This is a genomic window from Pauljensenia sp. C0170B5, assembly GCF_056590195.1.
The window spans coordinates 1-22,941 of record NZ_JBWPVR010000003.1; the positions used below are offsets into that span (position 1 = coordinate 1).

Annotated in this window: 20 protein-coding genes; 15 read left to right on the plus strand and 5 right to left on the minus strand. The window is 59.7% G+C overall.

Going from position 1 to position 22,941, the window contains the following annotated elements:
• Positions 1 to 331 precede the first annotated feature (331 nt).
• The 15 genes from AC1EJZ_RS05180 (at position 332) to AC1EJZ_RS05250 (ending at position 15,854) form a co-directional block, all read left to right on the plus strand.
• Positions 332 to 2,956: an HAD-IIA family hydrolase gene (locus AC1EJZ_RS05180; protein WP_480294107.1), complete on the plus strand. Its 2,625-nt coding sequence runs from the start codon at positions 332 to 334 to the stop codon at positions 2,954 to 2,956.
• Positions 2,949 to 3,134: a hypothetical protein gene (locus tag AC1EJZ_RS05185; RefSeq protein WP_058236824.1), complete on the plus strand. Its 186-nt coding sequence runs from the start codon at positions 2,949 to 2,951 to the stop codon at positions 3,132 to 3,134. The genes AC1EJZ_RS05180 and AC1EJZ_RS05185 overlap by 8 nt, the downstream gene beginning before the upstream one ends.
• A 1-nt stretch (position 3,135) precedes the next feature.
• A complete protein-coding gene (locus AC1EJZ_RS05190; protein ID WP_092648632.1) occupies positions 3,136 to 3,972 on the plus strand; it encodes a TlyA family RNA methyltransferase in 837 nt (278 codons plus the stop codon).
• A complete protein-coding gene (locus AC1EJZ_RS05195) occupies positions 3,972 to 4,811 on the plus strand; it encodes an NAD kinase (RefSeq protein ID WP_058236919.1) in 840 nt (279 codons plus the stop codon). Before AC1EJZ_RS05190 ends, AC1EJZ_RS05195 begins: the two co-directional genes overlap by 1 nt.
• Before the next feature lie 39 nt (positions 4,812 to 4,850).
• A complete protein-coding gene (gene recN, locus AC1EJZ_RS05200) occupies positions 4,851 to 6,527 on the plus strand; it encodes a DNA repair protein RecN (RefSeq protein WP_092648631.1) in 1,677 nt (558 codons plus the stop codon).
• Complete coding sequence (gene steA, locus AC1EJZ_RS05205; RefSeq protein ID WP_480294109.1) at positions 6,520 to 7,701, plus strand: putative cytokinetic ring protein SteA; 1,182 nt, start codon at positions 6,520 to 6,522, stop codon at positions 7,699 to 7,701. Before recN ends, steA begins: the two co-directional genes overlap by 8 nt.
• A gap of 11 nt (positions 7,702 to 7,712) precedes the next feature.
• Positions 7,713 to 8,717 carry a copper transporter gene (locus tag AC1EJZ_RS05210; RefSeq protein WP_480294111.1) on the plus strand — a complete coding sequence of 335 codons (1,005 nt, stop codon included), beginning with the start codon at positions 7,713 to 7,715 and terminating at the stop codon, positions 8,715 to 8,717.
• Positions 8,718 to 8,745: 28 nt separating this feature from the next.
• A complete protein-coding gene (locus AC1EJZ_RS05215) occupies positions 8,746 to 9,375 on the plus strand; it encodes an NUDIX domain-containing protein (protein WP_058236918.1) in 630 nt (209 codons plus the stop codon).
• A 126-nt stretch (positions 9,376 to 9,501) separates the two neighbouring features.
• The gene (locus tag AC1EJZ_RS05220) at positions 9,502 to 10,197 is read left to right on the plus strand and encodes a helix-turn-helix transcriptional regulator (protein WP_058236819.1); all 696 of its coding nucleotides are present in this window, start codon (positions 9,502 to 9,504) and stop codon (positions 10,195 to 10,197) included.
• 70 nt (positions 10,198 to 10,267) lie between these two features.
• Complete coding sequence (gene sufB, locus AC1EJZ_RS05225; protein WP_058236818.1) at positions 10,268 to 11,716, plus strand: Fe-S cluster assembly protein SufB; 1,449 nt, start codon at positions 10,268 to 10,270, stop codon at positions 11,714 to 11,716.
• A 1-nt stretch (position 11,717) separates the two neighbouring features.
• The gene (gene sufD, locus AC1EJZ_RS05230; RefSeq protein WP_480294112.1) at positions 11,718 to 12,869 is read left to right on the plus strand and encodes a Fe-S cluster assembly protein SufD; all 1,152 of its coding nucleotides are present in this window, start codon (positions 11,718 to 11,720) and stop codon (positions 12,867 to 12,869) included.
• Positions 12,870 to 12,901: 32 nt separating this feature from the next.
• Positions 12,902 to 13,651, plus strand: a complete 750-nt coding sequence (gene sufC, locus AC1EJZ_RS05235; RefSeq protein ID WP_058236816.1) for a Fe-S cluster assembly ATPase SufC — start codon at positions 12,902 to 12,904, stop codon at positions 13,649 to 13,651.
• Positions 13,652 to 13,667: 16 nt separating this feature from the next.
• Positions 13,668 to 14,948: an aminotransferase class V-fold PLP-dependent enzyme gene (locus AC1EJZ_RS05240; protein WP_092648627.1), complete on the plus strand. Its 1,281-nt coding sequence runs from the start codon at positions 13,668 to 13,670 to the stop codon at positions 14,946 to 14,948.
• Positions 14,948 to 15,418: a Fe-S cluster assembly sulfur transfer protein SufU gene (sufU, locus tag AC1EJZ_RS05245; RefSeq protein WP_092648626.1), complete on the plus strand. Its 471-nt coding sequence runs from the start codon at positions 14,948 to 14,950 to the stop codon at positions 15,416 to 15,418. Before AC1EJZ_RS05240 ends, sufU begins: the two co-directional genes overlap by 1 nt.
• Positions 15,411 to 15,854 carry a metal-sulfur cluster assembly factor gene (locus AC1EJZ_RS05250; RefSeq protein WP_257590272.1) on the plus strand — a complete coding sequence of 148 codons (444 nt, stop codon included), beginning with the start codon at positions 15,411 to 15,413 and terminating at the stop codon, positions 15,852 to 15,854. The genes sufU and AC1EJZ_RS05250 overlap by 8 nt, the downstream gene beginning before the upstream one ends.
• Before the next feature lie 17 nt (positions 15,855 to 15,871).
• Here AC1EJZ_RS05250 and AC1EJZ_RS05255 read toward each other — a convergent pair whose 3' ends face one another.
• The 5 genes from AC1EJZ_RS05255 to AC1EJZ_RS05275 all read right to left on the minus strand — a co-directional run bounded on the left by AC1EJZ_RS05255 (position 15,872) and on the right by AC1EJZ_RS05275 (position 22,835).
• On the minus strand, positions 15,872 to 17,770 hold the full coding sequence (locus AC1EJZ_RS05255; protein ID WP_480294114.1) for an AMP-binding protein: 1,899 nt from the start codon (positions 17,768 to 17,770) through the stop codon (positions 15,872 to 15,874).
• A gap of 74 nt (positions 17,771 to 17,844) precedes the next feature.
• The gene (ypfJ, locus tag AC1EJZ_RS05260) at positions 17,845 to 18,732 is read right to left on the minus strand and encodes a KPN_02809 family neutral zinc metallopeptidase (RefSeq protein ID WP_092648624.1); all 888 of its coding nucleotides are present in this window, start codon (positions 18,730 to 18,732) and stop codon (positions 17,845 to 17,847) included.
• Positions 18,733 to 18,748: 16 nt separating this feature from the next.
• Positions 18,749 to 20,095, minus strand: a complete 1,347-nt coding sequence (tgt, locus tag AC1EJZ_RS05265; RefSeq protein ID WP_480294115.1) for a tRNA guanosine(34) transglycosylase Tgt — start codon at positions 20,093 to 20,095, stop codon at positions 18,749 to 18,751.
• 43 nt (positions 20,096 to 20,138) lie between these two features.
• A complete protein-coding gene (locus AC1EJZ_RS05270; protein WP_480294116.1) occupies positions 20,139 to 20,789 on the minus strand; it encodes a queuosine precursor transporter in 651 nt (216 codons plus the stop codon).
• 33 nt (positions 20,790 to 20,822) lie between these two features.
• Positions 20,823 to 22,835: a DEAD/DEAH box helicase gene (locus AC1EJZ_RS05275; protein WP_480294117.1), complete on the minus strand. Its 2,013-nt coding sequence runs from the start codon at positions 22,833 to 22,835 to the stop codon at positions 20,823 to 20,825.
• Positions 22,836 to 22,941 lie beyond the last annotated feature (106 nt).

Consider the following 22,941-nt stretch of genomic DNA (forward strand, 5'->3'; position numbering starts at 1 on the left):
CCGGGGGGTCGTGGGAGAGTAAGACACTGCCGCAATCAACCGTGAGTTGGGGGTGGGGTACAGGCCTGGAGACAGGCACGTACCCCACCCCCCCCTTTTTTACGCGCACACACTACCCGGACGCACGCACCCAGCGGGGCTGACCGACCGGATACCCAGTCAACCAACATAGTAGTGCACGGGCAACTGCCCGCCTCAGACGTGTATCTGCGCACGAAATTCATGAGCTGACAGGTATGTCAGCGCATATCAGGTAGCATTAACAGCAGTATTAACGTGTGAAGCAGCTCCGTAGATAGGGCGGGACACAGACGAATAGGGGAGACCATTCATGGCAGACGAACGACACGATCGATCGAACGACTTCCGCTCACGAGGCGAGCGTTCATGGAGGGGCTCCTCAGACCGCCGAGGCTTCGGCCGTCGAGATGACCAGGGAGGTCGGCGCTCTTCCGGTGGCTACCAGTCACGCAATCGTCGCTTCGATGACGGCGAATCACGGCGAGACGGTGGTTTTCAGCGTGACGGTGGTTTCCGACGCGACGGTGAGTCACGACGCGGAAGCGGACAATGGCAGCAGCGCGACAATGACCGTGATTTCAAGCGCGGCAGCTTCAACCGCTCAGACAGTGACCGCGACCGTCATGGCGAGGGGCGCGGCTTTAGAGAACGCGACGATCGTCGCGGCGGACGTTCTGACCGTTTCGACCGCGATGGCAGAAAGCGCTTCAACAGACGAGGTGACGGTAAAGGCAGGAATTGGTCAGACCGAGGCGGTCGGAATGACCGTCATGACCACTCCGAACGTGGCAGCCGTTTCGACCGAAACGATCGTGGAGACCGCTGGCGCGATGACCGCTCCCGTTCACGTCACGACCGAGGAAACAATCAGCGCGGCGATGCCAACTACGCGAGCACCGAAGAATACGTGTCACCTCACGGTGATGAGCCGACAATTCCAGCCGGCGTATCAGCCAGTGAACTCGACTCTGAAGCCCTGCGTTCACTCAAGACGCTATCGGGAGCTAACCATGACATCGTGGCACGCCACCTCGTCATGGCCGGTCAACTCATTGATCTGGATCCCGAGCAGGCCTACGAGCATGCCCGCGCCGCAGCCAAGCGAGCCGGTCGTGTCGATACAGTACGCGAAGCAGCCGCATTGACTGCCTACGCATCGGGACGCTATGAAGAAGCACTGCGTGAGGTGCGAGCCGTGCGACGCATGCGCGGAGACCAGTCTCTGCGCGCCGTGGAAGCGGACTGTGAACGCGGACTGGGCCATCCAGAACGAGCAGTTGACATTATTGACAAGACCGACACCGCCGCTCTTGACCTGGGTGAACAGGTCGAACTCGTCCTCGTTTCGTCTGGTGCGCGTGCGGATCTAGGACAAAACGAAGTCGGCCTGGTGCTGGTCGATGATGCGCTGGCAGCCTTGCCTGAAGATGCCGACACCGAATATGTGCGCCGCCTGATGAGCGTCAAAGCCGATCGTCTGCGCGAACTGGGGCGCGACGAAGAAGCCACTCAAGTCGAAGAATCGATGCCGCCAGAAATCGAAGATCCCGACATCGTGGACATCGAAATGATTGCTGATGCGGACGTCACCAAGCGTGGCAGCACGTTGCACGGAACCGACGAACCACTGTCCAGTCTCTTTGACACAGCGTTGCTTGACCTGGACGGCGTGGCATGGATGGGATCAGACCCCATTGAGCATGCGGCCCCGTCCGTCGTCGCCGCGCGTGAGAACGGCATCAAGACGGTGTTCGTGACCAATAATGCCTCACGTCCGCCTCAGGCAGTCGCTGAAAAGCTGAATTCGATGGGATTCGAAGCGGACGAATCCATGATCATGACATCCGCGATGGACGTGGCGGCTATTATGAGCGACGAGCTCGATGACGGCGCCAAGGTCTTTATGGTTGGTGGTCCCGGACTGCGCGAAGCTCTCGAAAAAGCTGGATTCACCCTCGTTGAACGTGCAAGTGACCAGCCAGATGCAGTCGTCATGGGACTGGACCGAACTGTCGGCTGGGAACAGATGTCGCAGGCTGCCTACGCGATTCAGGCCGGCGCCCGATTCTTTGCCTCCAATATGGACTCCACACTGCCGACAGAAGAAGGCTTTGCCCTCGGAAACGGCTCTCTGGTGACCGCCGTCGAACATGCCACCAAACAGCGTGCAACCGCGGCAGGTAAGCCGACGCCCGGAATCTACCAACGCGGTGCGAACCTGGTCGAAGCACACAATCCACTGAGCGTGGGAGACCGACTCGAAACCGATATTGCCGGCGCTGTCTCAGCTGGCTACCCTGCCCTTCACGTGCTTACCGGTGTCCATCAGGCAGCAGATGTGATCCGGGCACGAAAGGGTCAGCGACCCACCTACCTCGCCCTTGACATGCGAGGGTTGAACGAGGCTCATCCTCATCCCAAACATCACAAGGACAACACGTGGACCTGTGGGTACTCCCAGGTAGCATCGGTGACCAAGTGGGGCACGCTGCGCCTGGACGGTATCGAGTTGACTGAACCGACCAGGGTCACCCTGGATTCGTATCGTGCGCTGGCAGCCGCAGCGTGGGCTGTCGAATCAGATGAGCCCGTGCGGTGCCCGGAATTGACGGTTGTGCCCAACGACGATCCGGCAGGGATTGTGACCCCGCCTGAACCTCAGGACGAACCGGAAGACGAAGCGGAAAATCCCGAGGTCTCAGACGCCATTGACGCGGAATTGGCTGAAGATACGCGCCCGGATTCCGAAGTCGAAGAGGAAGCCCTCAGCACAGACAATCCGATCCCGGCGTTCCTTCCTGGTGAAGAAGAACTCGAAGCTCTGCTGCGCGAGGGCGCAGATGACGAGACCGGCGTGAAGACCGCTGAAAGCGAGGATGACGCTGCCGCAGCGGACAGCGTGCAGGACGTGTCGCAGGACAGTGCCAGTGAGTGAGAACGACCCCGTGACACCGCGCCCTCATGATCCGCATGATCGTGAGGACGCGGTCACAATTCCCAACGGAGAAGTCGAACTCGACGGATTGAACGAGGCAAGCGCACAGATTCAGGTACGCACGCTGGCAGGATTCGATGCGCAGCTTCGTGCTGCCCTCGAGCACGTGAGCCGCTGAGATGAAACTCAGGAGAATCGACTCCGAACTGGTGCGCCGCCACCTGGCACGCTCACGCACCCACGCTCAGGAACTTATCCACGACGGGCGCGTCAAACTCGACGGGCAGGTGGTGCTCAAGCCGGCTCGACAAATGGATCCTGCACAGGCAATCGTCATTACCGAGGGGGACGCCGTCGACTACGCTTCACGCGGTGCCTACAAACTTGCCGGCGCGCTGGACGCCCTCGGAAAATCAGCACCGCGCATACAGGGGCGACGGTGTCTGGATGCGGGAGCATCGACGGGCGGGTTTACTGACGTCCTGTTGCGGCGAGGCGCACAGCAGGTGATCGCTGTTGACGTGGGATATGGGCAGCTTGCCTGGAAGCTGCAGTCGGATCCGCGCGTCGAGGTACGTGATCGCACCAATATTCGTACGCTCGCGCCCGCCGATATCACGCCACCCGTTGACCTGGTGGTGTCCGACTTATCGTTCATTTCACTGACACTGGTGATCCCGCCGCTGATTTCCGTGGCAACACCCGACGCGGACTACCTGTTGATGGTCAAGCCTCAATTTGAGATCGGCAAAGACAGGCTCGGCCACGGAGGCGTGGTGCGTGACCCCGATCAGCACGTGGAAACGGTGGAAAAAGTCGCGCAATGTGCGCGTAGCAATGGGTTGGATATATACGCCGTTCAGGCTTCACCGTTGCCGGGTCCTGCCGGTAATGTCGAGTATTTCCTGGCGATGCGCTCAGGTCATCCGGATGCGATCTTGGAGCAAAACCTGCACAATCGGATTGTCAGAGCAGTACAGGAAGGGCCGGCAGTGAAGGGAAGGAAACATTCGTGATTCAGCGCGTCATGCTGGTGCGCCACATCAACCGCCCAGAAGCACAGGCAGCCGCCCAGGCAGCAGCACGTGAACTTTCGGTACGCGACATTGACGTGGTGCCTGAAGGAGACTGCACCGGCGATATCGACCTGGTGCTGGCCACAGGAGGCGACGGCACGATTCTTGCCGCAGCAGAATACGCCCGGAAATTCGACGCACCGTTGCTCGGCATCAACATGGGGCACATGGGCTTCCTTGCGGAAGTGTCTGCGGACGGCATCCTGTCAGTTGTTGACATGATTGCAGATGGACGTTACACCATGGATACGCGCATGACGCTCGACATCCATGCGCACTTCCCCGATGGCACCGAATGGCACGACTGGGCGCTGAACGAAGCAGTCGTCATGCACACAGACGTGGCGCACCCGGTCCACTTGGGATTCGGAGTGGACGGACAGGCTGTATCCACCTACGGGGCGGACGGCATCATCTTCTCCACACCCACCGGCTCAACTGCATATTCGTTCTCTGCTGGCGGGCCAGTGGTATGGCCCGACACGGAGGCAATCATCATGGCTCCGCTGGCCGCGCATGGCCTGTTCACGCGGCCACTTGTTGTCAGCCCTTCGTCAGTGCTCAGCGTCAATATCCTCGAAGATGCGTGGAGTGCGCCAGAAGTGTGGTGCGACGGTCTGCGTCAGCGCACCGTCCCCAGCGGAACAACCATCACTGCCACACGAGGATGTCGCCCCGTCCACCTGCTGCGCCTCGATGACACTCCATTTTCTACGCGACTGGTCAAACGATTCCAGCTGCCTGTGGATGGTTGGAGGAAACGCCCATCCGAGCGTTAATCTGTCACGTGAGAGCTGGAGAGGCGAGAGGAGGCCAAGGTGATCGATGCGCTCCGCATCAAGTCCCTGGGCGTCATTGACGAAGCCGACGTGCAATTTTCACCTGGCCTGACTGTTGTCACCGGTGAAACCGGAGCCGGTAAGACGATGGTGTTGACCTCACTGTCACTTTTGCTCGGCACTCGGGCCGATTCTCAGACCGTGCGTCAGGGGTGTGAGCAGGCCGAAGTAGACGGCATTTTCGAAGTCGATGACATGGTTGCCGCACGCGCCCAGGAGCTTGGAGCCAACGTCGAAGACGGTGAGCTCATCGTGTCCAGAACGGTTAGTGCCAAGGGTCGATCACGCGCCCACCTTGCAGGACGCCCCATCCCGGTATCCATTCTTGCTGATATTGGCGATAGCCTCGTCACGATTCACGGCCAGGCCGACCAGATGCGTCTACGTCAGGCATCCGTCCAGCGCGCCACTCTCGATGAGACAGGCGACGATCAGCACCAGGAGCTTCTCTGCGACTACGCGCAAGCCTGGAAAGCAGCAGTCGATGCGAAAAAACGCCTGGACATGGCGCGCTCGCACGCCGACGAACGTGCGACACGCATTGAGGAACTGACCCGCATCACTGACCAGATCCGCCAGCTGGACCCGTATCCGGGTGAAGACGACGATCTGCGCACTCAGACTGAAAGACTGACCAACGTTGAGGATCTGCGCGCCCAGGTGGCTCTGGCCTACGCATGTCTGCGCGGTGAATCTGACGAGACCCACCTGATCGATCTGCTGCACCGCGTCCAGGCCGCATTCGCAGATGCCTCGCGTTTTGATTCCACGCTCGATTCGTTCGCCCAGCGTGCCCACACTCTGCGTCTTGATGCCGACTCGCTGGCAGATGATGCCGAGGCCTACCTGTCCACACTGAACGCCGACCCGGAGCGTCTTAACGCGTTGCACCAACGGCGCGCCGACCTGAATCGCCTGCTGCAGGGGCGGGCCGCAGATGCCACTCAGCTGCTTGAATGGGAAGCTCAGGCGCGCGCTGAACTTGAAGAACTGACAGATCCGGATGTCAACGAAGACTCCCTCGCCGCTGAACTTGCGCAGGCTCAGCAGCGCGTACTGGAACTGGGGGAGCGCCTGAGCACCTCCCGCCGGCACCTCGCAGACGAACTCAGCGAGCACGTCGATGCCGAGCTGGCAGCACTGGCGATGAAAGGGGCACACCTGAACGTCGAACTGATGCACCGTAAACCCAACTCCACGGGGTGTGAAGACATCACATTCATGCTGCAGCCTCATCCTGACGCGCCCGCCCGGCCAGTGTCTCGCGGAGCATCAGGTGGCGAGCTTTCACGCGTCATGCTGGCACTGGAAGTGGCGCTCTCGCATCGTGCGACGCCCCGCACCTTCGTCTTTGACGAGGTCGACGCCGGAATCGGTGGGCGCACAGCCACAGAGGTGGGCGCGCGACTGGCACGGCTGGCACGCGTACACCAGGTGATCGTGGTCACCCACCTGGCTCAGGTGGCAGCCTATGGAGACACCCACCTGGTAGTGCACAAAGAGGGTGGAACTGCGCGTGTGACATGCGTTGACGGGGAAGAACGCATCGACGAGATCGTGCGAATGACCGGCTCGCCGACCACCTCAGAAACGGCACGCCGTCACGCGAAAGAATTGATTCTGGCCGCAACCGTGCCACAATCGCCCTGTGAGTGACAATGAGACAGGTATGCCACCATCGCAGGCTCCCAGCGATGCGGATGTGAGGGCACGGATTCGCATCGACGAGAATCCCGTGCGGCTCGCCCGGCGCCTCGAAGCCGGTGAAATTGCGGTTATTGACAGGCCTGACCTGGACCGGGCCACCGCCCGACTGCTCATTGACGCACAACCCACAGCAATTTTGAACGCGTCAGCATCCTCTACCGGCCGCTACCCGAACCTCGGTCCAGCCCTCGTCCTCAAAGCAGGCATTTTGTTGCTCGATGACCTGGGTTCTGACATTATGACCCTGCGTGAGGGAGACACCATCACGATCAGCGGCACAGAGGTGACGCAAGATGGTCGACTGATCGCATCCGGACACGTGATGACTGACGAGGACGACCTGCGCGCACGCGAGGAAGCACGCCTGGGTCTGAGCACTCAGATCGAAGCGTTCGATGAATTCACAGATGACTATTTTGAGCGCGAATCTGACCTGCTCTACCACGAAAAAGGGATTCCGACCCTGCGCACCAAGATGCAGGGTCGCCCGGTTCTCCTGGTGAATAAGGCTGAAGATTCTGTCAAGGAACTCAAAGGGCTGCGTCGCTGGATTCGCGATACCAACCCCATCCTGGTCGGCGTTGACGGGGGAGCGGACCTGCTGCTTCGCGAACGCATGAAGCCCCACATCATCGTGGCCGACATGGATGCGGTCTCAGAAAAGGCATTGGGATGCGGGGCTGAACTAGTGGTGCGGGAGAACCGTGACGGCACCGCTCCAGGACGCGAACGCCTCAACCGACAGGGACGCTCCTACGAAGTGATGACCGCATCTGGGACCAGTGAGGATGCAGCGATCATTCTGGCTGCCACGCAACGTGCCTCCGTGATCGCCACGATCGGTATTCACCTGACACTCCAGGATTTCCTCGATCGCGGACGCGCCGGAATGGCGTCAACCTTCTTCACGCGTCTCAAGGCAGGTGACGCGCTTATCTCATCGCGTGCCATTCGCGAAACCTACCGTCCACGCATTTCAGCGTTCTGGCTGATCGTATTCGTTATCGTCGCCGTCCTGCTGGCCGGTGCGGCACTGTGGTCCACACCGTGGGGACAGGGTGCTATGGAAGTCGTAGCCCATTGGGTCGCAAGCTGGTGGCCCTTCAGCGCAGGGAGCAGTTAAAAGAGGTCATCATGGTTAGTTTTCGCTATCACCTAGTCTCCATCATCGCGATCTTCATCGCGCTGTGCGTGGGCGTGATCCTCGGTGCCGGCCCCCTGCAGGTACGGCTCGATGACGCACTGAGCTCATCGCGCGCACAGGCGCAGCGAACCGCTCAGGAACAACTCGAAGAAGCCGAACACAGCCTCAAGCTGTCAGAAGCAGCCGTTTCGCAAATGGGCGACGAGATTGTGCCGGGAACCCTCGAAGGACGCAATATTGGTCTGCTGAAAATGGCGGCCACCGATCCTGCTGATATCGAGCAACTCAAGACTATGCTGAGCAAAGCCGGTGCAACAGTTGTCAGCGTCGCAACACTGACAGACAACTGGGATTCTCAGTCCATGACCGAGTATCGCAATACGCTGGCCACGCCAGTTGAGACCAACCTCGCCGGTGACGTTCCGGCAGATCTGACCAGTGACGGAGTGATCGGGCAGGCCATCGTGACGATTATGACCTCCTCTGGCGCCAACCAGGATCTGCTCCGTGACATCCTGACCGATGATTCGCGTCCCATTGTCACCTTCGATGAATCCGAGGGCGGTCAGGCTGACACCCTGATTCTGGTCGGGCCACGCACGATGAAGGCTGGAATGGCAACCGCGCAGGACGCCCAGAGCGGCACAGGAGGCCCGGCCTCTTCGAGCGCATGGGTCGGAATGGCTCGCGCATTGGCAAGTGCGCCCAATCCCGGCGTGATCGTGGGTGATGCCGGTGATGCGGACGCGATGATTGCCCAGCTGCGTGCACAGAACGCTCCAATCACCACCGTTGATTCCGTAGGAACAGCGATCGCCACGCTGGCAACAGTTCTCGCACTTCCGAGCGCCCAGGCTCAGCCACGCGCACTGGGCGGCGAGGACAGCGCCACCAGCGTGTTCCCAGATCTTCAGCTCTCAGGCCGGCAAGCGGCTCCACCCGCGCCACACAACGAACCGGCAGACGGAGCCCAGTCACAAAGCGGAGGAGAGTAACACCGTGACGGCACACGAGGATGAACAGATGCCCATCGCTGATCGCAGCGGAAGCGCACCCGTCGCCAGTCACGACATCGTATGGCGCGGCAAAGTCTTTGACATGGCTGAAGACGAGGTCATCCTTGACGACTCTCACTCAGTGATTCGCCAGTACCTGTCGCATCCAGGCGCAGTCGGCATCGTCGCATTGCGCGGTGAGGACGGTAATGAGGAAGTACTGCTGGAATACCAGTACCGCCATCCAGTAGGCGCGCACCTGTGGGAGATACCGGCCGGCCTTCTCGATATCGAGGGTGAAGACCCCCTGACAGCGGCCAAACGCGAACTTGCTGAAGAAACGGATCAGAAGGCTGAGCGCTGGGATGTCCTCGTCGATTACTTCACCTCACCTGGAGGATCCGAAGAATCTCTGCGGATCTTCCTTGCCCGCGATGTTTCTCCGACTGGCACCACCTTCGAGCGTGAGGATGAGGAAGCGGCGATGGTGACCCGCTGGGTCAACCTGGATGAAGCTGTTCGCCTCGTTGCTGCGGGAAATCTGCATAACCCTTCAGCCTGCGTGGGAATTCTCGCCACCTTCGCTGCGCGCGCCCACGGGTGGCAGACCCTGCGTGCCAGCGACGCGCCGTGGATGCGTTCTGCGCGTCAGAACTGACTGCTCCAGACTCGAATCCTCCTTATAGCGTGCAAGTGATCTCAATCGCCGTAATTTAGAAAGCATCGTGTTGCTAAAAGCCGTACACTGGTGGGGTAGTTATTGACGGCGATAAGGAGGACAGTCATGGGAGAGCCGACTGAAATCGGCACCCGCGAGCAGGTGCTCGACCTAATCGTCGAAAAAGGTCCCGTGACCGCTACGGTCATCGCGAAGATCCTGGATCTGACCACGGCGGCGGTCAGACGGCACATCACCATTTTGCAGGACGCTGGAGAAATCGTTCAGTATCAGGACTACTCGACTGACAAGCGTGGACGAGGGCGACCAGCGCGTCACTACGTGGCAACCGAGCGAGCACACGACAGGCTCCCAGAGGGATACTCCGAGTTGGCTGTCAAGGCTCTGGGCTACCTGGGACAGGTCGGAGGTGGCCCGGCCATTGACTCATTTGCCGCTGCCCGCTCACGCGAAATCGAACGTCGATACGCGCCGATCGTGCGTGAAGCAGGGAACGACCCGAAAGTGCGCGCACAGGCTCTGGCTGACGCGCTCACCCAGGACGGTTACGCAGCGACAGTGCGCGACATTGGCGATGGCACCTTCGCAATCCAGCTATGTCAGGGTCACTGCCCGATCCAGCAGGTAGCCGATGACTTCCCACAATTGTGCGAAGCGGAAACCCAAGCCTTTGCGCGTCTGCTGGACGTGCATGTTCAACGTTTGGCCACCTTGGCCGGAGGGGAGCACGTATGCACCACGCATATTCCCGTGGGTGCCCCCACAATCCGGCGCTCTGCGTTGGCGGCTCTCAGGCGATAGCGTGAGTGCTTTTGACACAGCGGCAAAGTCACGATCTTGACGCCAGTCAAGTCACTGAGGAAAGGACAATATGAGCCAGTCACCGCCAATCGTTTCATCTGAGGATAAGCGCAGAAGTGATGAAGCGATTATCGAATCCATCGGTGCATACGAATTCGGATGGCACGACAAGGACGACTACTCACATGATGTTCCCAAAGGCATCAACGAGCAGGTGGTGCGCCACATTTCGGCCGAAAAGAATGAACCCGAATGGATGTTGGAGCGCCGACTGAAAGCTCTGGAGATCTTCGAGCGCAAACCCATGCCGGCATGGGGTCCCGACCTGTCCGACATTGACTTCGGTGACTTCAAGTACTACGTGCGTCCCACCGACCGTCAGGTTAAAGACTGGAACGACCTGCCCGAAGACATTCGTCAGACCTATGACCGCCTGGGCATTCCCGAAGCGGAAAAACAGCGTCTGGTCGCAGGCGTGGCCGCGCAGTACGAATCTGAAGTTGTTTACCAGCAGATTCAGTCTGATCTGGAGAAGCAAGGCGTCGTCTTCATGGACACCGACACCGGCCTGCGTGAATACCCCGAGATCTTCAAGGAATACTTCGGGCACTCGGTACCTTCAGGTGACAACAAGTTCGCAGCACTCAACACGGCAGCATGGTCGGGTGGCTCATTCGTGTACGTGCCACCGGGCGTCCACGTTGAGATCCCTCTGCAGGCCTACTTCCGCATCAACACCGAAGCGATGGGCCAGTTTGAGCGCACGCTGATCGTAGCGGACGAAGGTTCCTACGTTCACTACGTCGAGGGCTGCACGGCCCCGATTTACGACTCCAACTCGCTGCACGCCGCAGTCGTGGAAATCTTCGTGCGCAAGGATGCCCGCGTGCGATACACGACCATCCAGAACTGGTCGACCAACGTGCTCAACCTGGTGACTCAGCGTGCCATCGTTGACGAGGGTGGAACGATGGAGTGGATCGATGGCAACATGGGCTCCGCGATCACGATGAAGTACCCCGCGTGCTTCCTCATGGGTGACCACGCCCGAGGCGAAACACTGTCAATCGGTTTTGCCGGCCCCGGCCAGAACCAGGACACGGGTGCGAAGATGGTGCACATGGCGCCGCACACGTCCTCGTCCATTGTCTCCAAATCAGTGTCACGAGGGGGTGGGCGCACCTCGTATCGAGGCCTCGTGCAGGTCAATGCGCGTGCGCGCCACTCCAAGTCGAATGTTCTGTGCGACGCGCTGCTGGTCGATAAGATCTCCCGCACCGACACATACCCGTATGTGGATGTGCGCACCGACGACGTGGAAATGGGGCACGAGGCCACCGTCTCGAAAGTGTCAGAAGATCAGCTGTTCTACCTGATGAGTCGCGGCCTGGATGAAAACGAAGCTATGGCCATGATTGTGCGCGGATTCGTCGAGCCTATTGCGAAGGAACTCCCCATGGAGTACGCACTCGAACTGAACCGCCTCATCGAACTACAAATGGAAGGATCGGTGGGCTGAGTTGGCTCAAGACCATCGCAAAGATCACGTCAGCCCACACCCATCGCGCGCAGATCGGCCGACGTCGTTCAACCTCGACGATATTCCCGTGCCCAAAGGCAAGGAAGAAGACTGGCGATTTACCCCGATGCGCCGTATCTCGATGTTGTTCGACCCGGCCAACTACGATACCGAGGACGCTCCGCTGACTGTGGAAGCTCCCGAAGGCGTCTGCGTTGAAACCGTCTCGCGAAACGATTCACGCGTGGGCACCGTGCTGGCTCCTGGTGACAGGACCGCGGTAGTTGAATGGAATACGTTCCATGATGCTCAGGTCGTGTCCGTTCCAGCCGGACAACGCATCGACGATCCAATTCTTATTACGGTGGATACGGCCTCTGACCAACGCAGCCAGCACCTGGTCGTCGACGCAGGCGCACACAGCGAATCCACAGTGATCCTCAACCACACGGACAGCGCCGACGCGCGAATCAACCAGGGCATTGAGATCACTACCGGTGAGAACGCCTCGTTAACGTTCGTGTCTCTGCAGGAATGGGACGACAGTGTTGTACACGCGTCGAACCACCGCATCCGCATTGGCAAGAACGCGAAAGTGCGTCACATCGTGGTCACACTGGGTGGCGATACGGTTCGCCTGTGCGCCGATACCGACTTTGAAGGGCCGGGCGCTGAACTGACTATGCTGGGCGTGTACTTCGTGGACGGAGGACAACACCTGGAACACCGTGTGTTCGTGGACCACTCAGCACCCAACTGCTACTCACGCGTGACGTATAAAGGCGCCCTGCAGGGTAAGGATGCGCACTCGGTGTGGATTGGTGACTGCCTCATCCAGGAACCTGCTGACGGAACAGACACCTATGAGCTGAACCGTAACCTCATTTTGACCGAAGGCGCTCATGCTGATTCAGTTCCCAACCTTGAGATTGAAAACGGTGAGATCGCCGGAGCAGGACATGCATCAGCGACAGGACGCTTTGATGATGAACAATTGTTCTACCTGATGAGCCGCGGAATCACCGAGGAAGATGCCCGTCGCCTCGTGGTGCGAGGATTCTTCGCGGAACTGATTGACCAGATCGGTGTTCCGGCCATTGAAAAACATCTGATGGAATCGGTTGAAAGAGAACTTGAAGTTACGGGACGCTGAGCCGCCCTCGAACGTAAGAGAAAGAACGCGACATGTCGACTTTGGAAATTCAGAACCTTCACGTCAACGTAGAAACACCTGAGGGCACGAAACAGATCCTCAAAGGTGTCGACCTCACCATCGAATCTGGCGAGATCCACGCCATCATGGGACCGAACGGATCAGGCAAATCCACACTCGCCTACGCGCTGGCCGGTCATCCAGCCTACGAGGTAACCGAAGGCGCCGCCTACCTCGATGGTCACAACATTGTGGACATGACCGTTGATGAGCGCGCCCGCAGCGGCCTGTTCCTGGCGATGCAGTACCCTGTGGCAGTGGCGGGCGTGTCAGTGTCGAACTTCCTGCGCTCCGCCAAGACCGCGATCGACGGGAAGGCGCCGAGTATCCGGACCTGGGTCAAGGACATGAACGCCGCAATGGAGAAATTGCGCATCGAACCGGCTTTCGCTGAGCGTGACGTCAACGTGGGCTTCTCCGGTGGTGAAAAGAAGCGCCTCGAAATTTTGCAGATGGAGATGCTGCGCCCCTCGTTCGCCATTCTTGACGAGACTGACTCCGGCCTTGACGTGGATGCGCTGAGGATCGTCTCCGAGGGTGTCAACCGGGTCCACGAGTCCACGAACTGCGGGATCATGCTGATCACGCACTACACGCGAATCCTGCGTTACATTCACCCCAGCCATGTGCACGTGTTTGTTGACGGTCACGTTGCCGCTCAAGGCGGCCCGGAACTGGCTGAACAACTGGAAGAAACAGGGTACGACTCATACCTTCAGTAAGCAGTAGGAGCAGATTGTGAGTGAGACGATCGGCGCGTTCACCGTCGATGAGATTCGTCAGGACTTCCCGTACCTGACGCGGCGCGGTAGGGCGGGTGGCCCCATCGCCTACTTTGACGCGTCAGCCACATCTCAAAAACCCTCGTGCGTCATAGACGCGGTTACTGACTTTTACCGGCACCACAACGGTGCCGTGCATCGCGGTACCCACGTGCTGTCAGATGACTCAACGCAACTGTACGAGGACGCGCGCGCCACCGTCGCACGCTTCATCAAAGCGCGGCCGGACGAAGTGGTGTGGACGAAGAACGCCACTGAAGCACTCAACATCGTCGCCTACGCGATGACGAACGGGTCAGCTGGTGGCTCGACAGGCCACGATGTCCGCTTCAGCCTGCAGGCAGGGGACCGGGTCGTGATCTCACGCGCCGAACACCACTCGAACCTGGTGCCGTGGCAGCTGGCCTGCCAGCGCAGCGGAGCCGAGCTCAAGTGGCTCGATCTGGACCCCGAGGGACGAATCGACCTCGATACACTGGACGTCATCACGCCGAACACGAAGGTCGTCGCCGTCACACACGCATCCAACGTGACCGGAGCGATCACTCCGATTGAGCCGATCATCCAGGCAGCCCATAACGTCGGCGCACTGGTGGTTCTGGATACATGCCAGTCATCTGCGCACCTTCCGATTGACGTGACAACACTGGGCGCAGACTTCATTGCTCTGTCATCACACAAGATGTGTGGGCCGACTGGAATTGGTGCATTGTGGTCACGTCGCGACCTGCTTGAAGCGATGCCACCAGTGCTGACGGGCGGCTCAACGGTCGCATCTGTCACGATGGATTCCACTGAGTTCCTGCCTGCACCTGACTGCTTCGAAGCCGGATCGCAACCAGTGGCACAGGCGGTCGGGTGGGCACGCGCACTGGAGTACATATCCACCATTGGAATGGATGCCATTGCCAGGCGCGAAGAGGAACTGGCCACACTGATGCTGGAAGGATTGTCCGACGTCGAAGGCGTGAAGATCCTGGGACCGACAACCACGCACGACCGTCTGGCAGTCGTGGCCTGGACGATGGACGGAGTCCACCCACATGATGTGGGCCAGTTCCTTGACTCGCGTGACGTTGCGGTGCGAGTAGGACACCACTGCGCCATCCCGTTGCACCAGTTTTTCTGCGAGCGCGCATCGACGCGGGCGACGGCAACAGTGACCACGACACGCGCCGAGATCGATCAGCTGATCGACGCGGTGAGCGCAACAGCAGGTTTTTTCACAGGAGCATAATGAGCAGTCTTGAACAGATGTACCAGCAAGTGATCCTGGATCACTCACGCGAACGCCGAGGCAGCGGCACGGTGGACAACATCCAGGCGTCCTCACACCAGGTCAACCCCACATGCGGTGACGAGGTGACCCTGGGCATCAGAGTTGACGATGCCGGAAACATTGAACACCTGGTGTGGGACGGGGATGGCTGCTCCATCTCGCAGGCCAGCCTGTCGATGCTCTCCGACATGGTCGAAGGCCAACCGACTGACACGGTGCGTGACCTGTACGCCGATATGGAAACCATGATGCATTCGCGCGGTCAGGGTGTGGACGATACAGTCCTGGACGCGCTGGGGGATGCCGCGGCCCTTGAAGGAACCAGCCAGTTCCCGAACAGAATCAAGTGCGCACTGCTGGGATGGTACGCCCTGCGTGACGCGCTGGCACAAGTTGGTATCGACATAGCAGGAGACGATCATGAGTGACACGCCCTATTCGCCCGAAGGCGCGCAGTCAGCAAACCCGATGGCTCAGACGGAACCTGTCGAACAGCGCTTTGCCCCCGCACCACAGCAGCAACTGCCCACCGGCGTTGACTACGTGGAAAACGGCACCGTTCCCGCCGCAGACGTGGAAGAAGCACTCAAGGACGTCATCGACCCCGAACTGGGAATCAACATCGTTGACCTCGGTCTGCTCTACGGCATCACGGTCAGTGAGGATGACAGTATCCAGCTGGATATGACGCTGACATCTGCTGCATGCCCACTGACCGACGTGATCGAACAGCAGGCGCAGATGGTGCTGCAGACGTTCACGGATCTGGTGATGGTCAACTGGGTGTGGATGCCCGCTTGGGGGCCAGAACGCATTACTCCTGATGGGCGGGATCAACTCCGCGCCCTCGGATTCAACGTCTGAGCATCGTCTGTTTGTGCTTAGTCGCGTGAGGAACTCTCGCCCGTATCCGTCTGTCCATCTGCGGCGCGCTTGGCAGCCTCGTGGCGGGTCTGCTCTTCCTGATAGGACCGGATCGCCGCCTCGGTTGCATCGGATACTCCGCGGGAGAGCGTTGTGGCAGCTTCGCTGACACCTTTCACTACCGGGGTGACGGCGTCCTCAACCGCTTTTGACGTGGAATCCCACAACTTTGCTGCCGGATTCAGCAACTGCTCACGAACCCTGCGCCGCATGACCTTGCCCAGCTGATTACGCGGCATGGTGGAGATGAACGCGATCTGGCGCGGCAATGCGTAGTGCGAGATCGATCGCTCTGCCCATTCGCGGACCTGATCCAAGGAAATCAGGGGAGCGCCCTCGTCCATGATCAGCGCAGCGGTCACTTCCTCGGTCTCATCACCCTTCGGCAGACCGACAACGGCCACATCCTTCACCCCAGGCATGGAACGAATCGCGTCCTCAACCTGCGAGGGATACACGTTGAAGCCGCCGGACAAAATGAGTTCCTTGCGGCGGTCAGCGAGCGTGATGAAACCGTCATCGTTGACACCGATATCGCCGGTGCGGAGCCAGCCGTCCTGTGTGAAGACTTTTGCGGTTTCCTCGGGAGCATCCAGGTAGCCCTCAAAGACCTGCGGGCCGCGCACAACGATCTCGCCTGGCTCGCCATCGTCGACATCACGCGTGGGATCCTCAAGGTCGACTAGGCGCAGCTCGGTGGAAGCGAAGGGGATACCCAGTGTGCCATGTCGCCTGCCTGGTCCCAGAGGCGACCCGCAGATGACAGGAGAGGTTTCAGACAAGCCATAGCCCTCTAGGATAATGCCGCCGGTATATTCTTCCCATTCGTCGGCAAATGCGGTAGACAACGGCATCGCTCCGGAGACCGAATACCGGATGCTGTCGAGCGGCGTATGCGTCTTTCGTGCTTCCTTCAGGATCCTCTCAAACATCGCGGGAACACCGACAAAGAACGTGACGGCACGACGACGATGCGCGGCAACAGCCATTGCCGCATCGAAAGTCGGCATCAGGACCTGCGTCGCCGCCTTCCTGACGGAGGTACACAGGAAAAACGTCAACCCGAATGCGTGGAAGTAGGGAAGCAGGGAGAAAAACGTTTCCGCGCCTTCGTGCAGCTTCCACACCCAGAACAGGTTCTGATTGACATTGGCGCCGATGTTGGTGTGAGTGAGCGGAACCGACTTTGGAATACCGTTGGTGCCGCCCGTGTGCAAGATAACGGCTCGATCTGAGCCAGTTGGATGCGGATAATCGCGACGAATACTGTGAGCAGCGGCCACTGCATGATCCCAGGAACGCGTCGAATCAGGAACCTCACCACGCATCTTGTCATGCATCTGCTTCGCCTTGGCGACCGGCAACTTCAGTGCGAGGCGCTGAATGGTGGGAAGACCGGCTGCGATATTGACGGTGAAAACCTTCTCGATGTCAACCGACCCATCAGTGGGGTAGGAGCCGACGCATTTTTCCCACACAATGGCGACCTTGGCGTGGTGACGCTTGAGCTGGCCTTCAATTTCGTGGGCGGGTGCGAGCGGATTGTGCTCAGCCGCTACGGCTCCGATCCTCATGCAGGCATAGAACGCAACAAATGCCTGCGGGCAGTTCGGCAGTGCGATGGCGACCACGTCGCCCTTTCGCACGCCAGCATCCACCAGGACCTGGGCGGCGCGCAGCACCTGAGCGAGGACTTCCCGATAGGTCGTGGTCGCACCCATGTAATCCAGCGCCACATGCGACGGGTACAGTCGGGCAGTCGTATTGAGCAGTTCGAACAGTGGCGTGTCCGGGATCGGAATTTCATACGGACATCCCGGCTCATAGTGGGCGTGTGCCTGCTCGACGATACTCATAGCGCAATCTCCTCACCGATACGGTTCGATGCTATCGCACCGCCAACACTGCCTCCCAATCGAGGCGCTTGCCGTCACACTTCCGGTGCAGCGAATGTATCGCACTTCTCCAGCGAGCCGTTTTGCACGCCAGTTTCAAGCCAGCGTTGTCGCTGTTCAGCTGACCCATGTGTCCAGCTTTCAGGATTGGTCGTGCCCTGCGCCTGCTCCTGAATACGGTCATCACCAATGGCTTCGGCAGTCTGCCATGCTTGCGCCAGTTCCTCAGAAGTCGGCTCTTTCAGGAATGCCTCGCCTGATTCGGGATCCTTGGTCTGTGAGGCCCAATGCATCCACACGCCGGCGTAGCAGTCTGCCTGCAGTTCAAGACGCACTGCATCACTTTGCTCACCGGTCTCCTGGCTGCGATGTTCGGCAAAGATGCCGCGAAGATGCTGGATGTGATGGCCCCATTCATGAGCGACCACATACTCCTGAGCCAAAGGTGCGTTGGCAGCACCGAGCTGCGATTCCATCTGCTGGAAGAAACCCAGGTCCAGGTTCACTGACGCATCTGAGGGGCAGTAGAAAGGACCGACCTGTGAAGAGGCCGTACCACACGCTGTGTTCACCGCCTGCTCGAAGAGCTGGAAGCTGGGCGGCTGGTAGTCCATTCCGGCCTGCTCGGGCAACTGAGTCTGCCAAACTACGTCCAGTGAATCAGCGGTCGTCACCATGCGGCATTCGACGTACTGATTGGCATCTGCACCAGTTTGGCAGTGTTGCAGAGACGATCCGGACTGTTCTTCCACGCTGGGCTGCGCCCCTCCGGCCAGGCCGGTCAGGTCGATTCCCGTCAGACGTGACAGCAGGAACAGGCCGATCAGTACGGCAACGGATCCGCCACCGATGGCAACGCCACGTCCGCCGCGGCTGGTACGCACTCGTCCAGAATTAGACTGGACCCCCTCGTTAAAACTCATATCGCAAGAGTAGCCGCTAGCGTTGGTCAGCGTGATGATAGCGTCCGAGCATTTCATCACGGAAAGCATCGAAGTCACCTGACTGGATGCTTCCGCGGATCGCATCGACCAGGTGCACAGTGAACCACTCATTGTGAATCGTCGCCAACGTGGACGCAAGGATCTCCCTGGCCTTGAACAGGTGACGCACGTAGGCGCGGGTGTAGTGCTGACACGTGTAGCACCCGCATCCATCGACCAGGGGAGTGAAGTCGTCAGCAAAGCGCGCATTCGTCACGTTAAAGCGCCCGTCCGGGGTGTAGATCGCGGCATTTCGCGCTACGCGCGACGGATTCACGCAGTCGAACGTGTCCGCCCCAGCTTCCACTCCGGCAAACAGGTCATCCGGTTCGGAAATTCCCAGCAGGTGACGAGGACGATCGTCGGGCAGCTCCTCGCATACCCACGACACAATGCGCCCCAGATTCTCTTTCTCGAGGGCGCCTCCCACTCCGAACCCGTCAAAGGTGCGGCCATCGACTTCCATCTGCGCCAGGGTGCGCGCAGCACAGCGACGCAGATCCTCATACTGTGCGCCCTGGACAACGCCGAAGAGCTGCTGGTAAGGATGATCCGCGCGCTCGTGGGTCAAACGTTCATGTTCAGCAAGGCAACGCCGCGCCCACTCATGCGTACGCTCCAGGGATTCCTCCTGATACCAACGCGGATGCAGCAGCGAGGTCAACTCGTCAAATGCGAACATGATGTCTGCACCCAGCTGATGCTGAATCTGCATCGACTTTTCCGGAGTAAAACGGTGATGGGAACCGTCAATGTGGCTTTGGAACACCACGCCGTCACTGTCGACCACTGCGCGCGAAGATTTCACGGCCTGGCGGAACATCCAGTCCTGCTCGGCGGCAGAAGCCTCCTTGTAGACTCCCGAAAACTCCTGCGTCAGCACTTTCTTAAAGCCAGCGCCCAGTGAGAGCACCTGGAAACCACCCGAGTCGGTGAATGTCGGGCCGTGCCAATTCATGAATGCGCCGAAGCCGCCGGCACGATCCACGATGTCGGATCCGGGCTGCAGGTACAGGTGGTAGGCGTTCGCGAGGACCGCCTGGCCGCCCAGATTCGCCACCATCTCGGGAACCAGTGCCTTGACGTTGGCTTTCGTGCCCACTGGAACAAATGCGGGGGTGTGGATCTGACCGTGAGGCGTGGTAATGACACCCGTGCGGGACAGTCCCATACCGCTGTCGTGACGGTATGTGACCTCGAAACCGACTCCTCCCTCGCTCACTGTGCCAGCTTGGCCGGGCTGGGGCGTGACTTCTGGGCTCGGGCGGGACGGGAGCGCGATCCACTGCGGCGCGTCAGTCATGCGTTACCTCACGTTCATGCGCGGCGTTGCGCTCTGGCTGTTCTCAGCGGCGCACCGCACCGATCACTGCGTAGGTCAGGGGCAGGAAAATGACCTCGACCCCCACCTTGTACAGGTATCCGACCACCACGTAGTTGACGAAGTCCCATCCGGGAATAATTCCGGCGAAGGCGATGGTGCAGAAAATCAGCGTGTCAGCCAGCTCGCCCACCATTGTCGAACCGATGAGTCGAACCCACAGGTTACGCTCACCCCACCGCTGGCGCATGCGCACCAGGACCCAGGAGTTCAGCAACTGCCCGACCAGATAGCCACACACCGATGCAGCCACGATGCGTGGCACGAAACCGAGCACGGCGACGAAAGCATCCTGATTCTCATACCCCGGGCCTACAGGGGCAGCCCCGACAACCAGGAAGGTCAGGGAGGCCAGGATGGAAACTGCAAAACCGGTGAGAATGACGCGCTTGGCCCGCGCAAAGCCATAAATCTCAGAGAGTAAATCGCCCAGGATGTAGGTCAGTGGGAACAAGACCGCGCCGCCATCGAAAACCAGCATGAGCGGGCCAATATGGATCCCGATCACTTTGGTTGCCACGATATTGGAGATCAGCAAGAACGCGACAAAACATATTGCGACGATGTCGTAGACGGATCGATGACGCTGGACGCGTGGTTGTGAAGAAGTACTCATGACGTGTTTCCGTACCTAGGTCTAAGGCCCGCTTTAGCGAGGCCTGCGCTGGCCGCGTGCACCGAAACGGTGTCCCGAGTGATGATCACCCGATCCGCTGCGGGGACGACGCACATGTCCTGCATCGGTGGCACGCGAACGCGGCCCGCCATCAACACGGATACGCAGCGTACGCCCGGCAACCTGGGCTTTACCGAGTTTTTCCATCTGATCGTCGGACAGGTTCGGGCCGATGTCCACCAGTGAGAATGTCGGGTAAATATCGATACGGCCCACATCAGAGCCTTTCAGATGAGCTTCGCCCGTGATTGCTCCAACAATGGATCCAGGTTTGACGCCATCCTTCTTGCCGACTTCGATGCGGTAGCGCGTCCCCATCGGGGTACGCTGCGGCTTGCCGCCGGCGCGCCGGCGGGCACCGTTCTTCCCACCCTTGAGCGGCTTCGAATCACGCCCGTTTTCAAAAGACGCAGACAGGAACTCACCGTTCTCATCGAGGACTTCCTCGCGGCGAATCTTGCCGTCGGAGCGGCGGTCCTTGTGATCGTGCGTGCCATTGTCATGGACAGTGCGTGCCAGCATTGCTGAGGCGATGATCAGTGGATCGCACGCGTGCTCATCTGCGAACTCGCGGATGAGCTGCTCGAACATGTCGAGTTGCCCGCGTTCAATACGCGTGGGCAACATGTCGAGGAAATGGCGCGAACGGAACTCGCTGACAGCCTGTGGCGTGGGGATGTGGACTTCCTCCATCGCAGTGCCCGTCAGTTTTTCGATACGACGCAGACGGTAGTGCTCGCGAGGAGTGAAGAACGACAGTGATTCGCCTTCGCGGCCGGCGCGCCCGGTGCGACCGATACGGTGGACGTAGGCTTCAGGTTCGCGTGGCACATCAAAATTGACGACCAGGCCGATCCGCTCCACGTCCAGGCCTCGGGCCGCCACATCGGTGGCAACCAGAACGTCCAAAGAACCGGACCGCAGACGCTCCACCATGCGCTCACGTTCCTGCTGTGCCACATCGCCGGAAATTCCGGCCGCGCGGAAACCTCGAGCCGTCAGATCCAGTGAAATCTCTTCAGCATCCAGTCGCGTGCGCACAAAGACGATGACGGCGTCGGCCGAGCGGGTCGACAAGACGCGGGCCAGCGCATTGTTCTTGTGTTTAAACGGCACAACCGCGTAGGTCTGGTGGATGGTGTCAACGGTCGACGACTCTTCCGACACCGCTATCTTCAACGGATCATGCAAGTGGGTTTGCGCCACTTTTTCAATCGCTGCCGGCATTGTGGCCGAAAAGAGTGCCGTGACGCGTTGGGTGGGAACTGTGGCGGCGATGGTCTCCACATCCTCGGCGAATCCCATGCGCAGCATCTCATCGGCTTCATCAAGGACGAGCATACGCACCGAGGACAGATCCAGCGCGCCCTTCTCGATCAGGTCGATCATGCGGCCAGGTGTGCCCACGACGATCTGCGCGCCATCCTTCAGCGCGCGAAGCTGCGGGCCGTATGCAGAGCCACCATAGACGGCGACAATGTTGATGCCGCGGTAGCTCGCCGCAAACTCTTCCATCGCATCGGCTGACTGCAGCGCCAGTTCGCGCGTCGGAGCCAGAACGACCGCTTGGACATCCTTTTCTTTCGGATCAATCAGCGTCAGCATCGGCAGCCCGAATGCCGCCGTCTTACCGGTGCCGGTCTGCGCGATGCCGACCACGTCACGCGCCTCAAGCAGTGCGGGAATCGCCTCAGCCTGAATGGGCGTGGGCGTCTCGAATCCCATCGCTGTGACCGTGTCCAGCAGGGGAGCGGGCAGACCGAGGTCAGCGAAGTTCACCTGATCGTCGGCGTCGTCATCCTCGTCGTCATTTCCATCGTAATCCTCGTCATCTTCGAGGTCGATGTCGTCCTGATCGACATCGTCGGCATGGTCATTGTCGTCAGTTCCATCGGCGAGGGCCTCGCTGTCAGCATCCGAATCCTGTGCAACGTCGTCCTCGTGAAACAGAACGTCATCGAGGCCGAGGGCATCGGATGTGGACATAGGGGCAGAATCTTGTGAAGGCACGGTTTCCTCTTACTGTTGTGAACACAGGGCTCGCGGTTTCGAAAAATGCCACCAGGAACGCCTGGGGCTACAGGGCGCGACC